This is a genomic window from Pseudomonas sp. P4_B3 (assembly GCF_056402295.1).
The window spans coordinates 64,728-79,192 of sequence record NZ_JBFUHR010000020.1 but is presented as its reverse complement, the minus strand read 5'-3'; the positions used below and the strand labels follow the sequence as shown (position 1 = coordinate 79,192).

The following is a 14,465-nucleotide window of genomic DNA, read 5'->3' as shown; positions in this document are numbered from 1 at the left end:
ACGTGCCCTGAACGGCGGCAGGTTTAACCCGGATGGCCCGCAAAAGCTTGATACAGCTTGGCTGAGCCCTGTGACGAACAAGAGGGGAAGGGATGAAGGCAGTTATTTTGGCGGGTGGCCTGGGTACGCGGATCAGCGAAGAGTCGCACCTCAAGCCCAAGCCAATGATCGAGGTCGGCGGCAAGCCAATTCTCTGGCACATCATGAAACAGTACTCCGCTCACGGGATCCACGATTTCGTGATTTGCCTTGGCTACAAGGGCTATGCGATCAAGGACTTTTTCGCCAACTACTTTCTGCACACCTCCGACGTCACGTTCGACATGTGCAACAACCGCATGGATGTTCACCAGAACTACAGCGAGCCATGGCGCGTCACGCTGATCGACACCGGCGAAGAGACCATGACCGGCGGCCGTTTGCGCCGCGCCCGACGCTACCTCGAAGACGAACAGGCGTTCTGCTTTACCTACGGCGACGGCGTGTCGGACCTCAACATTGGCGCGTTGGTGGATTTCCATCTCCAGCACGGAAAACTGGCGACCGTCACCGCAGTACAACCACCCGGCCGCTACGGCGCGCTCAATCGCGATGGCGACAAGGTCCTGGGCTTCACTGAAAAACCTCGCGGCGATGGTGGCTGGATCAATGGCGGGTTCTTCGTCCTGTCGCCCAAGGTGCTGCCGTTGATCGACGGCGACGAGACCTCGTGGGAGTCCGGGCCGCTGGATGGTCTGGCCGAGCGCGGCGAACTCATGGCGTTCCAGCACGACGGTTTCTGGCAACCGATGGACACCCTGCGTGACAAAAACCACCTCGAGGCGTTGTGGCAGAGCGGGGAGGCCCCATGGAAGCAATGGGACTGAGCCCGCAATTCTGGCGCGGCAAGCGGGTTCTGGTCACCGGCCACACCGGTTTCAAGGGCAGTTGGCTGACGTTGTGGCTGCAAAGCCTGGGTGCCGAAGTCAGCGGGTTTTCCCTCGATCCGTCCACCGAGCCGAGCCTGTTCGAACTGGCCCGCGTTCACGAAGGCATCAATGATCAGCGCGGCGACTTGCGTGACCTGGGCGCTTTGCTGGAACTGATCGCCGAGACCCGGCCGGAAATCGTCCTGCACCTGGCGGCACAGCCGCTGGTGCGCGAAGGTTATCGCGACCCGTTGGGCACGTACTCCAGCAACGTCATGGGGACGCTCAACCTGCTCGAAGCGATCCGCCAGGTCGGCGGCGTGCGTGCTTGTGTGCTGGTGACCACCGACAAGGTCTACGCCAATCAGGAATGGCTGTGGCCGTACCGCGAAAACGAAGCGTTGGGCGGTCACGATCCCTACAGCAGCAGCAAGGCTTGCTGCGAATTGCTGGCGCAATCCTATGCCGCCTCGTTCTTTGCGCCGCAAAAGCACGCCGAGCATGGTCTGGCGTTGGCCACGGCCCGTGCCGGCAACGTACTCGGTGGTGGCGATTTCGCCCCGGAGCGGTTGATTCCCGATGTACTCAAGGCCTGGTCGGCGGACGAGCCGGTGACCTTGCGTTACCCGCAAGCCGTGCGCCCGTGGCAGCACGCACTGGAACCGCTGGCTGGCTATCTGCAACTGGCAGCCGGCCTGTTTGAGCAAGGCCCGCAATTCGCCGGGGCGTGGAATTTCGGTCCCGGCGAAGCGGACATGTGCAGCGTCGGTGAAGTGGTCGAACTGCTTGCCAGCCGCTGGCCGCAGGCACGCGGGCTGCGCATCGAACCGAGCGATTTGCATGAGGCCGGCCTGCTGCGCCTGGACAGCAGCCGCGCCCGTCAATTGCTCGGCTGGCAACCGCGCTGGTCGTTGCAGCAGTGCCTGACCCAGACCCTGGATTGGCATCTGGCGTGGCAGAACGGCGATGACATGCGCGCCATCAGCCTGGCGCAATTGAACCTGTACCGAGGCGCGCTGTGAGTGAATTTCTGCTGAAGGCATTGCCGCTGAGCGGTTTGTTCTGCGTGCAGCACAAACGCTTCGAGGACGAGCGCGGGCACTTTTCCCGGTTGTTTTGCGAAGGCAGCCTGAGTGCATTTGGCCAGGCGTTTCATATCCGCCAGATCAATCACTCCTGCACCCGCGAACGCGGCAGCGTGCGTGGCCTGCATTACCAGAATGCCCGTGCGCCGGAAGCCAAATTGATCACCTGCCTGCGCGGTGAAGTCTGGGATGTCGCGGTGGATCTGCGTCCCGACTCCGAGACCTTCCTGCACTGGCACGCTGAACACTTGCGTGCCGGCGATGGCCGCAGTCTGTTGATTCCGGCCGGGTTCGCCCACGGCTTCCAGACCCTGAGTGCCGACGCCGAGCTGCTTTACCTGCACAGCAACGACTACACGCCGGAACACGAAGGCGGGTTGTCGGTGCTCGATCCACGGCTGGCGATTGCCTGGCCGTTGCCTGTCAATAATCTGTCGGTGCGCGATGCGAGTCATCCGGCGCTCGATGAACATTTTGCCGGAGTGCGTCTATGAACTGCCGTGGTTGCGCCACTGCGCTGACCCTGCCGCTGATCGACCTGGGCACCTCGCCACCGTCCAACGCTTATGTGCGTGTCGACCAGCTGGAGCAGGCCGAACAATGGGTGCCACTGAAGGTTGCCGTGTGCCAGCAATGCTGGCTGGTGCAAACCGAGGATTACACCAGCGCCGACAGCCTGTTCGATGCCGAGTACGCCTATTTCAGTTCGTTCTCCAGCACCTGGCTGGCCCATGCCGAGCGTTATGTGGCCGAGATGGTCGAGCGCTTCGGCCTGAGCGCCGACAGCCGTGTGGTGGAAGTTGCGGCCAATGACGGTTACCTGTTGCAGTACGTGGCCAGGCGCGGCATCCCTTGCCTGGGCGTCGAGCCGACCCGCAGCACCGCGCAAGCGGCGCGGGAAAAAGGCCTGGAGATTCGTGAACTGTTTTTCGGTCGCGACACCGCCGCGCAGTTGAAAAACGAAGGCTGGGGCGCCGACCTGATGGCTGCCAACAACGTGCTGGCGCATGTGCCGGACATCAATGATTTTCTCGGCGGTTTCGCGACCCTGCTCAAACCGACGGGCGTGGCGACCTTCGAGTTCCCGCAGTTGCTGACCCTGATGGCCGGCCAGCAGTTCGACACGCTGTATCACGAGCATTATTCCTACCTGTCGCTGACTGCTGTGCAGACCTTGTGCGAGCGCAATGGCCTGCAAGTGTTTGACGTCAGCCAGCTCTCGACCCATGGCGGTTCGTTGCGGGTGTTCGTGCAGCGACTGGATGGCGAGCGTCGCGAAGTGCAACCGGCGGTCCGGCAACAACTGCAGGCGGAACTCGTCGCCGGGGTGAAAACCCCTGGGTTCTACGCGACCCTGGCGCCCGCCGCCGAGCGCATCAAGCATGACCTGCTGCGCTTCCTGTTGCAGGCCAGGGCCGATGGCAAACGCGTGGTCGGCTACGGCGCCGCCGCCAAGGGCAACACCCTGCTCAACTACGCCGGGGTCAAGCCGGACCTGCTGGCCTGGGTGGCCGATGCCAACCCGCACAAGCAAGGCAAATACCTGCCCGGCAGCCGCATTCCGATCGTGTCGCCGGCACAGATCGACATCGAAAAACCGGACTACGTGCTGGTACTGCCGTGGAACCTGCTGGATGAGATCACCCAGGCCTTTGCCGGCATTCGTGCATGGGACGGTCGTTTTGTCATTGCCATTCCCGAGTTGATCATTCGATGAGCCGAATTCATTACACCAAACCCAGTGTCGGTGAGCTGGAAGCTGACTACGTACTCGATGCCGTCCGCCATGGTTGGGGAGAGCGCTGCTACGAGTACCTGACGCGCTTCGAAAAGTCCTTTGCCGAGCACGTGGGTGCGACGTACGCGATTGCCACGTCCAGTTGCACCGGCGCGCTGCACATGGGCATGGCGGCGCTGGGCATCGGTGCCGGCGATGAGGTGATCCTCGCCGATACCAACTGGATCGCCTCGGCCGCGCCCATCACCTATCTGGGCGCGACGCCGGTGTTCGTCGACGTACTGGCCGACAGCTGGTGCCTCGACCCGCAGCAGGTTCGCCAGGCGATCACCCCACGAACCAAAGCGATTCTGGCGGTGCACCTCTACGGCAATCTCTGCGACATGGATGCGTTGCTGGCCATCGGTCGCGAGTTTGGCCTGCCGGTCATCGAAGACGCCGCCGAGGCGATTGGCTCGCAGTGGCGTGGTCAGGCCGCCGGTTCCCTGGGCGCGTTCGGCGCGTTTTCCTTTCATGGCACCAAGACCATGACCACCGGCGAAGGCGGCATCTTCGTGACGTCGGACAAGGTTCTGTATGACCGTGTGCTGACCCTGTCCAACCATGGCCGCGTGGCCGGCAGCAGCAAACAGTTCTGGCCGGATTTCCTCGGTTTCAAATACAAGATGAGCAACTTGCAAGCCGCCGTCGGTTGCGCGCAGGTTGAGCGGATCGACGAGTTGATCGAGCGCAAGCGTGCGATCTTCGCCAACTACGCCGGCGTCCTGGTTGCATTGCCGGGCTTGTCCATGAACCCTGAACCGGAACACGCGCGCAACGGTTACTGGATGCCTACCGTGGTCTTTGACCGCGAGCTGGGGATCACGCGGGACATGTTGAGCGCCGCCTTCCAGGCCGCCGATATCGACGCGCGGGTGTTCTTCTGGCCGCTGTCGTCCTTGCCGATGTTCAGCGAACTGACGGCCGACTCACCCGTGGCGCATGCGCTGCCGGAACGCGCGATCAATCTGCCGAGTTACCACGACATGACCGATGACGATCAGCACCGGGTCATCGAGGTGCTGCGCGCGCTGGTACTCAAAAGGACCCGGCTATGAAGGTTTACCTGCTGGGGGCGGCCAATCCTGAAGCGGTACGGATGATCCTCACCCTGCAACGCAGCCAGCCGGACGTGCAATTCGCCTTTCTCGATAACGATCCGGCGAAACAAGGCACGCTGTTTCATGGCGTGCCGGTGGTGGGTGGCACCGACAAGGTGGCCGAGCTGAAAGGCCCCGACACACGCTTTGTCAATTTGATCACTGGCAGCACGGCGCTGCGTTACCGGACCACCTGCGAGATCGTCGAGGCCGGTGGCAGCCTGGGTAACTTCATCCACCCGGGCATCGATCTGACGATGATTACGATGGGCGTCGGCACGTATCTGCAAGAGGGCGTGATCATGCAGGCGCAAGTCAGCCTGGGTGACAACACCAGTATCAGCGCCGGCAGCCTGGTCGGGCATGAAGGGCAGATCGGCCATTCGGTGTTCATGGCGCCGGGCGTCTGCATTGCCGGTTGTGTCGAGATCGGTGACGGCACCTTTATCGGCACCAACGCCACGATCCTGCCGCGATTGCGCATCGGTCGTTGGGTCACCATCGGTGCGGGCGCCGTGGTGACCAGAGACGTTCCAGACTATGCGGTTGTGGTGGGCAGCCCCGCCAGGACCATCAAGACCAATCCTGCTTCCTTTCAAGACGGTCGGGTTTTCAAGTAACCACCGCGACTAATTTCCGGAGAGTCTGTAATGAATCCTCATGAGCAGTTTCGTGAAGAAGTAAAAGAGAACATCGAAGGCCTGCGACAGGACAAAGCCTTGCAAGCCACGTCGCTGGATTGGGTTGGCACGACCGCCAGACATAAGTACACCTACAACTTCAGCTGGATGGGCCGCCCGATCATTCAGTTCCCCCAGGACATGGTCGCCATGCAGGAAATCATCTGGGCGCTGCGGCCGGACATCATCGTCGAGACCGGTATCGCCCACGGCGGCTCGCTGGTGTTTTACGCCTCGATGCTGGAACTGATCGGCCACGGCGAAGTGCTGGGCGTCGACATCGATATCCGCCAGCACAACCGTGAGGCAATCGAAGCGCACCCGATGAGCAAGCGGATCCGGATGATCCAGGGTTCGAGTATCGATCCGGCGATTGTCGAACAGGTTCGCCAGCGCGTCGAAGGCAAGAAAGTGCTGGTGGTTCTGGACTCCAACCACACCCACGAGCATGTGCTTGAAGAACTGCGGGCCTATGCGCCGATGACCTCGGTAGGCAGCTACTGCGTGGTGATGGATACCGTGGTGGAAGACATGCCCGAAGACGCCTTCCCGGACCGCCCGTGGGGCAAGGGCGACAACCCGAAAACCGCGGTATGGGCTTACCTGGAAGAAAACCGCGACTTTGAAATCGACCAGGCCATTCACAGCAAGCTGCTGATCACCGTCGCGCCGGATGGCTATTTGCGTCGCGTGCGGTAATCGACAAGACATCGTTGGGTTTTTTCGGCGATACGCCGTTGTGGGGAAAGGTATGCAAGGCAAGAACAATTCTGAACACGGGTTGGCACTCAACGAACAGTTGACCGTGGTGCTGATGTCTCACGAGCGGCCGGCATTTTTGCGCCGGGCGGCACGTTTCTACAGCGGCTTGCCTTGCAGGATTCTGGTTCTGGACTCTTCGACCGAAGGCCAGCCAAGCCTGGCCGGGCAGTTTGAAAATGTGGATTACCAGCATGTCCCGCAGTTTGGCTACTGGGGCGTTCGCGCCAAGCTGGCTTTTGGCGTGGAGCAAGTGACCACGCCGTTCATGGTGTTCGCCGCCGACGATGACTTCCATGTGCATGACGCCCTGCGCGCCGCCGTGGCATTCATGGAGGCCAATCCCGATTACGGCCTGTGCCACGGTTACAGCATGATGTACCTGTCGCAACCCAACAGCGTCAGCTACTTTCGGCGTGACAAGAAGGTCTGCGAGGACTATTCGTCCGAGAATGCCGAGGAGCGTGTACTGGATTACATGCACCAGTACCTGCCGCCTTTCTATGCCGTACAGCGTACCGACCTGGTACGTGACTGGTATCAGGTGATGCCTCAGGATACGTCCTTCCAATGGCAGGAAATCGGTCACACGTATTACATGCTGGCGCGGGGCAAGGCGCGGATTCTGCCGATCCCGTATGTCGTGCGGGAGATGAACTACGGGTACTCGGACCACAACACCGAGATCTTCCACACGCTGGCTCATACCGATGCCAAGACGGTCGCCGAGCGTGAAGCCTTTGCCGCGTTCCTCTTCGGGCTGCCGACTCAAGTTCAAGGCGAGAACCCGGAGCAAGGCAAACAGTTCGCGCTGCAAAGTTTTGAAGCCCTGGCCGATAGCTTGCGCACCGGTCGCGCACTGACCACCGAGCTGATTATCGAGTCCGCCTGGACGAGCGTCGAGAAAGGCCCGGAGCGCCGTTTCGGCCCCAAGCAATACGTCGAAATGCCGTTCTACAATCAGCAGTTTTTCGATCAGTTGACCCAGTTCGAATTCCTGTTGCACGCCATGCCGGCCGGTCGCGTTCAGTTGGCAGGCCTGGAGGGTATCTGGACCCGCCAGCAGAGCCTGATGCTGGCGCGTAACAATGACACGCCGGAAAGTGTGGTCGACCGTTTGTGGCAGGCCCACGACAGTAATGTGTTCAACCGCACGGTGGTCAAGCGTCTGGTGGCTCAGCTGGAACTGCTGGGCGAAGAAGAAGAGGCGCAGCCCCTGAACGACTGGGCTGCACGTCTTGACGCGGTGTCGGTCGAGGGCAACGGTGCGACGTTCGACAAGATGCTCTCCGGTCGTTTGCTCAAGTGGCTTGCGCCCCGTCAGCCGGATGCACTTGAGGCTGAGTCGATCGCCCAACACCTGGCGGCCAACGACGGTGGTCCACAGTTCGGGATCTTCCTGCTGGACCTGGATAACGATATCGACAAGCTGCAAGTCTCTCTCGACAGCCTGCTCGAAGGTCACAGCAAGGCGTTCAGGATTGTGGTCTTCACCACCGGTGAAGCACCGGCGGCGACCACGGCGCAGAACACCCTGCACTTTGTCCGGGTCACACAAAGCAACTACGTCGACAAACTGAACCAGAGTGCTCGTCAATCGACGTGCGACTGGCTGCTGCTGGCTGAAGCCGGCGACGAGTTCACTGCCGGTGGCCTGTTGCGTGCCAGCCTGGAATTGCTGGCCGCCGCAGACTGCCGCGCCGTCGCCACCGACGAAATCCTGCGCACCGCCGAAGGCGCACTGGTGGACGTGTTCCGCCCTGGCTTCAATCTTGACTTGCTGCAAAGCCTGCCGGCCTTGATGGCGCGTCACTGGCTGATCCGCCGGGAAGTGTTCATTGAAGTCGGCGGCTACCAGCCTGACTTCAGCAAGGCCCTGGAATTCGACCTGCTGCTGCGCATCATCGAGCAGGGTGGCCTCAACGGGCTGGCCCACCTGGACGAGCCGTTGCTGATCAGCCAGGCACCGGTGCTGGAAGAAAACGCCGATGAGCGCCTGGCGTTGCTGCGTCACCTGGGCAATCGTGGCTACAAGGCCAAGGTCACTTCGACGGTGCCTGGCACTTATCATATCGACTACCGCCACACCGAGCGCCCGCTGGTGTCGATCATCCTGCCGGCCGGGGATGACCTGGCGGCCCTGCAACAGTGCCTGCAAGCGGTCTTGCTGCGTACCCGCTACATCCAGTACGAAGTGCTGATCGCGCTCAACCCCAATCAGTCGGCCGAGGTCAACGATTGGCTGGGTACTTACCAGCATCCGAAAGTCAGCGTGCTGCGTGCCGACCAGACCCTTAGCGACGCGGCGTTGTACAACACGGCCAGCCAGCAGGCGCAGGGCGAGTACCTGGTGCTGTTGGCCGCCGACAGTGAAGTGGTCAACCCGAACTGGCTTGAGTCGCTGCTCAATCACGCCCAGCGTCCGGAAGTCGGCGTGGTCGGTCCCAAGTTGATCGACCGCGACGGCAAGGTCACCCAGGCCGGGCTGATTCTCGGCATGAACGGTGGTGTGGGCTCAGCCTTTGTCGGGGAAAAACACGACGCCGAAGGTTACCTGCACCGGTTGGCCCTGGAGCAGAACTACTCGGCGGTGTCGAAGGTGTGCCTGATGGTGCATAAAGCGTTGTTCGACGACCTGGACGGTCTGGACAGCGTGACCTTCGCCGACGGCTTGAGCGACGTCGATCTGTGCTTGCGGGCCGGTCAGGCCGGTTACCTCACCGTGTGGACGCCGCTGGTACAGGTCATTCATTCGGGTGCAGTGCCACAGGCGCCGCAGGCCCTCGATGCGCTGCGTCACAAGTGGGCGCCAGCCTTTGCCCAGGACCAGGCCTATAACGCCAACCTGGCCTTGAGCGGCAAGGGCTTTGCCCTGGGCGAAAGTGCTTCGGTGAACTGGGCGCAGATGCTCGGTTAGGCCCGGCGAAAAGGTATAAGGGATTCAAGGCATGTTCAACGGTAATTCGATTTTCATCGCAGGCCGGACCGGTTCGTTCGGGCGTCAGATCATCCGGGACGCGCTGGTGCGTGCCTGGTTGCCAGCATGATTCCTTACGCTCGGCAAAGCCTCGATCAGGCGGATATCGACGCCGTGGTCGGTGTATTGCAGTCTGACTGGCTGACCCAGGGGCCGACCATCGAGCGCTTCGAGCGAGCGATGGCCGAACGCTGCGAGGCCGGTTTTGCCGTGGCGGTGTGCAATGCCACGGCGGCCTTGCACATCGCTTGCCTGGCGGCGGGGCTCGGCCCGGGCGATCGGCTGTGGACGACACCGAATACCTTTCTCGCTTCGGCAAACTGTGGTCGCTACTGCGGTGCCGAGGTGGATTTTGTCGATATCGACCCGCTGACCTGGAACCTCGATGCCGCTGCGCTGGCCGTCAAGCTGGAGCAGGCCGAGCGTGAAGGTCGGCTGCCGAAAGTCCTGGTGGCGGTGGCGTTCTCCGGGCAGAGCTGCGACATGCGCAGGATCGCCGCCCTGGCCAAGCGCTATGGCTTTACCGTGATCGAAGACGCGGCCCATGCTGCTGGTGCGTCCTACGCCGGGCGCCCGGTGGGTTGTGGCGAGTTTGCCGCGATGACTGTGTTCAGCTTCCATCCGGTGAAGATCATCACCAGTGCCGAGGGCGGCATGGTCATGACCAACAGCCCGGAGCTCGCCGAGCGTTTGCAACGCTTGCGCAGCCACGGCATGACCCGGGATCCGCAGCAAATGACCGGACCCAGCCACGGCCCCTGGTACTACGAACAGGTGGAGCTCGGTTTCAATTACCGCATTACCGACCTGCAAGCGGCCCTCGGTTTGTCGCAGTTGAACAAACTCGATGAGTTCATCGAGCGTCGGCGTGAACTGGCGGCGCGTTATGCGCGCTTGCTGGCGTATTTACCGCTGACCCTGCCCGCTGCACAACCCGAGGCCGAGTCGTCATGGCATCTGTATGTGGTGCGCCTGCAACTCGATCAGATCAATCTCACGCATCGTGAGGTGTTCGAGGGCTTGCGAGCTGCCGGGGTCGGGGTGAACCTGCACTATATTCCGGTGCATTTGCAGCCTTACTATCGTGATCTCGGGTTCGCCGAAGGTGATTTTCCGCAGGCCGAACGTTACTACGCTGAAGCCATCAGCCTGCCGTTGTACCCGTTGCTCAGTGATGAAGAACAGGACTATGTGGTCGAGCAGATGCGGCAGCTGATCGAAATAATCCAGCCATTGCGGCGGGTGGGAAATGTGTGATGCGTGAACTGACCGAGCAGGAAACTTTCTGGCAGGGCGAATTCGGCAACCAGTACGTTAACCGCAATCTCGGGCAGCCACTGGTGGCGGCTAACCTGGCATTGTTTGCCAAGGCGCTGACCCGGGTCGGGCGCATCGACAGCCTGGTGGAACTGGGCACCAATGCCGGCAACAACCTGCAGGCATTGCGGCAGCTGTTGCCACGCTGCGAGTTGTTCGGTGTGGAGATCAATGCCGGTGCTTGCGCCGCTGCCCAGGCGTTGGGTATTGTACAGATCTGGCACGGTTCGCTGTTCGATTTCCCCCGCGAACGTACCTTCGACCTGACCCTGAGCAAAGGCGTGCTGATTCACCTGGCGCCGGAGTTGCTGCCGGCCGCGTACGCGCAACTGTATGAGCTGAGCCAGCGCTACATACTGATCGCCGAGTACTACAACCCGGCGCCGGTCGAGGTCCCGTATCGTGGCAACAGCGGCAAGTTGTTCAAGCGCGATTTTGCCGGTGAAATGCTTGATCGCTATGACGACCTGCAACTGCTCGATTACGGTTTTGGCTACCACCGCGATCGGCAATTCCCGGTGGATGACATCACCTGGTTTGTCCTGGAAAAACGCCGTTGAACAACGTCGCCATCATCCCGGCCCGCGGTGGCAGCAAACGCATACCGCGCAAGAACCTCAAGCCGTTCGCCGGTGTGCCGATGATTGCCCGCTCGATTCAGGTTGCGATGAAGTCCGGGTTGTTTTCCCGGATCGTGGTCAGCACCGACGACGAAGAAATCGCCGGGCTGGCGCGGGACTGTGGCGCCCAGGTGCCCTTCATGCGCCCGGCGGCACTGGCCGATGACTTCACGGGTACCGCAGCGGTGATCGCCCATGCCCTGCAAGCACTGCGTGAGCAAGGGGAGACGTTTGATCGCGCCTGCTGCATCTACGCGACCGCGCCGTTGCTGCAATCGCGATTTCTTGCCCAGGGGCTGAGCCTGCTGGAACAGCATCCCGACAAGTCTTTCGCCTTCTCGGTGTGCGACTTTGGTTTCCCGGTTCAGCGAGCCCTGACCCTTGATGATCACGGCGCATTGACGGCACTGTATCCGCAGTATCGTGATACCCGCTCCCAGGATTTGTCGGTGGCCTATCAGGATGCCGGGCAGTTCTACTGGGGCCGCAGCGATGCGTGGCTGCGTGGCGAGGTGTTGTATTCACCGTACAGCCTGCCGGTTATTCTGCCGCGTCATCTGGTGCAGGACATCGACACGCCGCAGGACTGGAAACGCGCGGAGTACCTGTATGCCGCGCTCAAAGCCGGAGGTGAGCTGCAATGAGAGTGCTGATTCGTTCCGACGCCTCGCCGAACATCGGCAGTGGCCACATCGCGCGCTGCCTGTGCCTGGCCCGCGTATTGCGCAGGCAGGGCAGTCACGTGGCTTTTGCCTGTCGCCTGTTACCGGGGCATCGAGTGGAGGCACTGCGGGCCGAAGGTTTTGAAACCTTCGCGCTGCCCGAGCGCTACGAGGATGAAGACCCGCAGCAAGCCATCGAATCCATGCTGCCCTGGCAGGCGGACATCGCCGCGCTCGAGCCGCTGCTGGAACACCAGCCGGCGTTCGACTGGATCATTGTCGACCACTACGGCCTCGATCATCACTGGCAGACGGCTGCGCGGCGCTTTGCGCCACGGATCGCCGTGGTGGATGACCTCGCCACGCGGACCTACAGCGCCGATTTGCTGCTGAACCAGAATCTTTCGGGTACGCCAGAAGCTTATGCGTCGTTGCTGGCGCCAGGCTGCCGGACATTGTTCGGCCCCCGGTTTGCCATGCTGCGCGACGAGTTCCGTTGCCCGGCCATCGAAATCAAGCCCCAGGCCCGGCGTGTGCTGGTGAATTTCGGCGGTTTCGACGCGGCCATGCAGACCCATCATGCGATGCTGGCGCTGGCGGACTTTGCCGAGCTGGAAGTCGATTTTGTCGCCGGTGCGGGTAATCCGGCCTGGGCGCAGATGCAGGCGTTGGCGGCGAGTCGCCCGCATTGGCGCCTGCACAGTTTTGTCAGCGACTTTTATCGATTGATGACCGAAGCCGACCTGTTTGTCGGGGCGGGTGGTGGCACCAGTTGGGAGCGGGCGGCCATGGGGCTGCCGACGATTTGCATTGCCGTATCGAACAACCAGCAGGCCAACGGCGAGGTGTTGGCGGCCGCGGGCGCCCATGTGTTCATGGGGGCCCGCGAGCATGTCAGCGTCGAGCAGCTGCGCCTGGCCATTGGCTTTGTCGCGGATAACCAGGGTTTGCGCCAGAGCCTGGCGCAACAATCTCGACTGTTGGTCGATGGTCGTGGCGCGCAGCGGGTAGCGGCGGCGCTGGCCGGCGCGGTGCTGAGGATGCGCCCGGCGACCTTGGGTGATGCGCAGTTGTTGTTCGAGGGGCGCAACACCGAGGCCGTGCGCCGCTCGTCGCTGGAGACCGGCGTGATCGAGTGGCCTGCGCATCAAAACTGGCTGACGGCGAGCCTGAGCAATCCCCGGCGGCTGTTGTTGATTGCCGAGGCCGATGACGGTCCGGTCGGTGTGCTGCGTTATGACCTGCGTGGCTTTACCGCCGAGGTGTCGATTTACCTGTTCGAAGGCCGGTTCGGCCTGGGCTGGGGCAGGGCGCTGCTGGACCGTGGAGAAACCTTTGTGAAGGCCCACTGGCCAGAACTGGAGTCACTCACGGCCCAGGTCTTGCCCGCTAACCAGCCGTCGCTGAAGGTCTTTCGCGAAGCCGGTTTTACCCAGAGTGCCTGCGCGTTCACGCGCGTATTGAAGGATCACACAGATGACTAGCTTCAAGATTGGCGAGCGTCTGATCGGTGCCGATGCGCCGCCATTCATCATTGCCGAGATGAGCGGCAACCATAACCAGTCCCTGGACATGGCGCTGCAAATCGTCGAGGCCGCGGCCAAGGCCGGTGCCCATGCGTTGAAGCTGCAGACCTACACCGCCGACACCATGACCCTGGACCTGGGCGAAGGCGAGTTTTTCATCAAGGACCCCAACAGTCTGTGGGCCGGTACTTCGTTGTACGCGCTGTACGAGAAGGCCCACACGCCCTGGGAATGGCATGCGCCGATTTTCGCTCGCGCCAAAGAACTGGGGCTGCTGGCGTTCTCCACGCCATTCGATGAGAGCGCCGTGGACTTCCTCGAAAGCCTCGACGTGCCGGCCTACAAGATCGCCAGTTTCGAAAACACCGATTTGCCGCTGATACGCCGGGTGGCCGCGACGGGCAAGCCGCTGATCATTTCCACCGGCATGGCCAGCATCGCCGAGCTCGATGAAACCGTGCGCGCCGCCCGCGAGGCCGGGTGCAAGGATCTGGTGCTGCTCAAATGCACCAGCACCTATCCGGCATCTCCCGCGAACAGCAATGTGCGCACGATCCCGCATTTGCGGGAATTGTTCGATTGCCAGGTGGGGCTGTCCGACCACTCCATGGGCGTCGGTGTGTCCGTGGCGGCGGTGGCACTGGGCGCAACGGTGGTGGAAAAGCATTTCACCCTCGAGCGTGCGGCCGGTGGCGTCGACGCCAGTTTCTCGCTGGAGCCCTCGGAGCTGGCCAGCCTGGTGATCGAAACCGAACGCGCCTGGCAAGCCATGGGACACGTGCATTACGGCGTCACCGAGGCGGAGCGCCAATCCCTGGTGTACCGTCGATCGTTGTATGTCACCCAGGACATGGCGGCTGGCGAGCCCTTCAATGCGACAAATCTGCGAGCCATCCGTCCGGGGCTCGGGCTGGCGCCCAAGCATGCGCAAAGCCTCCTGGAACGCCGTGCCCGTCAGGCTATCAAGCGTGGAACACCACTGGACTGGTCGTTGGTCGAATGACCCATTGCCGGGCTGATTCGGCAAAATAGCGTGACCTGCGAGTCATAACGG

At 61.9% G+C, this 14,465-nt stretch carries 13 protein-coding genes; all 13 read left to right on the top strand.

Annotation, left to right across the window (positions count from 1 at the left end):
* The first annotated feature begins 92 nt into the window (after positions 1–92).
* Positions 93–866, top strand: coding sequence for a glucose-1-phosphate cytidylyltransferase (gene rfbF / locus AC1DWG_RS22665; RefSeq protein ID WP_477762537.1), 774 nt, complete (start codon positions 93–95; stop codon positions 864–866).
* On the top strand, positions 848–1,930 hold the full coding sequence (rfbG, locus tag AC1DWG_RS22660; RefSeq protein WP_477762536.1) for a CDP-glucose 4,6-dehydratase: 1,083 nt from the start codon (positions 848–850) through the stop codon (positions 1,928–1,930). Before rfbF ends, rfbG begins: the two co-directional genes overlap by 19 nt.
* Positions 1,927–2,487 carry a dTDP-4-dehydrorhamnose 3,5-epimerase family protein gene (locus AC1DWG_RS22655; RefSeq protein ID WP_477762535.1) on the top strand — a complete coding sequence of 187 codons (561 nt, stop codon included), beginning with the start codon at positions 1,927–1,929 and terminating at the stop codon, positions 2,485–2,487. Before rfbG ends, AC1DWG_RS22655 begins: the two co-directional genes overlap by 4 nt.
* Positions 2,484–3,710 (top strand): methyltransferase domain-containing protein, encoded by a 1,227-nt coding sequence (locus AC1DWG_RS22650; RefSeq protein WP_477762534.1) that lies wholly within the window; start codon positions 2,484–2,486, stop codon positions 3,708–3,710. Before AC1DWG_RS22655 ends, AC1DWG_RS22650 begins: the two co-directional genes overlap by 4 nt.
* Positions 3,707–4,828 carry a DegT/DnrJ/EryC1/StrS family aminotransferase gene (locus tag AC1DWG_RS22645; protein ID WP_477762533.1) on the top strand — a complete coding sequence of 374 codons (1,122 nt, stop codon included), beginning with the start codon at positions 3,707–3,709 and terminating at the stop codon, positions 4,826–4,828. Before AC1DWG_RS22650 ends, AC1DWG_RS22645 begins: the two co-directional genes overlap by 4 nt.
* The gene (locus AC1DWG_RS22640) at positions 4,825–5,490 is read left to right on the top strand and encodes an acetyltransferase (protein WP_477762532.1); all 666 of its coding nucleotides are present in this window, start codon (positions 4,825–4,827) and stop codon (positions 5,488–5,490) included. Before AC1DWG_RS22645 ends, AC1DWG_RS22640 begins: the two co-directional genes overlap by 4 nt.
* A 30-nt stretch (positions 5,491–5,520) precedes the next feature.
* The gene (locus tag AC1DWG_RS22635; RefSeq protein ID WP_477762531.1) at positions 5,521–6,249 is read left to right on the top strand and encodes a cephalosporin hydroxylase family protein; all 729 of its coding nucleotides are present in this window, start codon (positions 5,521–5,523) and stop codon (positions 6,247–6,249) included.
* 52 nt (positions 6,250–6,301) lie between these two features.
* A complete protein-coding gene (locus AC1DWG_RS22630; protein ID WP_477762530.1) occupies positions 6,302–9,226 on the top strand; it encodes a glycosyltransferase family 2 protein in 2,925 nt (974 codons plus the stop codon).
* Between the two features lie 126 nt (positions 9,227–9,352).
* Positions 9,353–10,543, top strand: coding sequence for a UDP-4-amino-4,6-dideoxy-N-acetyl-beta-L-altrosamine transaminase (gene pseC, locus AC1DWG_RS22625; protein WP_477762529.1), 1,191 nt, complete (start codon positions 9,353–9,355; stop codon positions 10,541–10,543).
* Positions 10,543–11,163 carry a pseudaminic acid biosynthesis-associated methylase gene (locus AC1DWG_RS22620; RefSeq protein ID WP_477788379.1) on the top strand — a complete coding sequence of 207 codons (621 nt, stop codon included), beginning with the start codon at positions 10,543–10,545 and terminating at the stop codon, positions 11,161–11,163. Before pseC ends, AC1DWG_RS22620 begins: the two co-directional genes overlap by 1 nt.
* Positions 11,160–11,867, top strand: coding sequence for a pseudaminic acid cytidylyltransferase (gene pseF / locus AC1DWG_RS22615; protein ID WP_477762527.1), 708 nt, complete (start codon positions 11,160–11,162; stop codon positions 11,865–11,867). Before AC1DWG_RS22620 ends, pseF begins: the two co-directional genes overlap by 4 nt.
* Entirely contained in the window at positions 11,864–13,369 is a 1,506-nt protein-coding gene (pseG, locus tag AC1DWG_RS22610; protein ID WP_477788378.1) for a UDP-2,4-diacetamido-2,4,6-trideoxy-beta-L-altropyranose hydrolase, read from the top strand. Before pseF ends, pseG begins: the two co-directional genes overlap by 4 nt.
* Complete coding sequence (pseI, locus tag AC1DWG_RS22605) at positions 13,362–14,414, top strand: pseudaminic acid synthase (protein WP_477762525.1); 1,053 nt, start codon at positions 13,362–13,364, stop codon at positions 14,412–14,414. Before pseG ends, pseI begins: the two co-directional genes overlap by 8 nt.
* Positions 14,415–14,465: the final 51 nt, after the last annotated feature.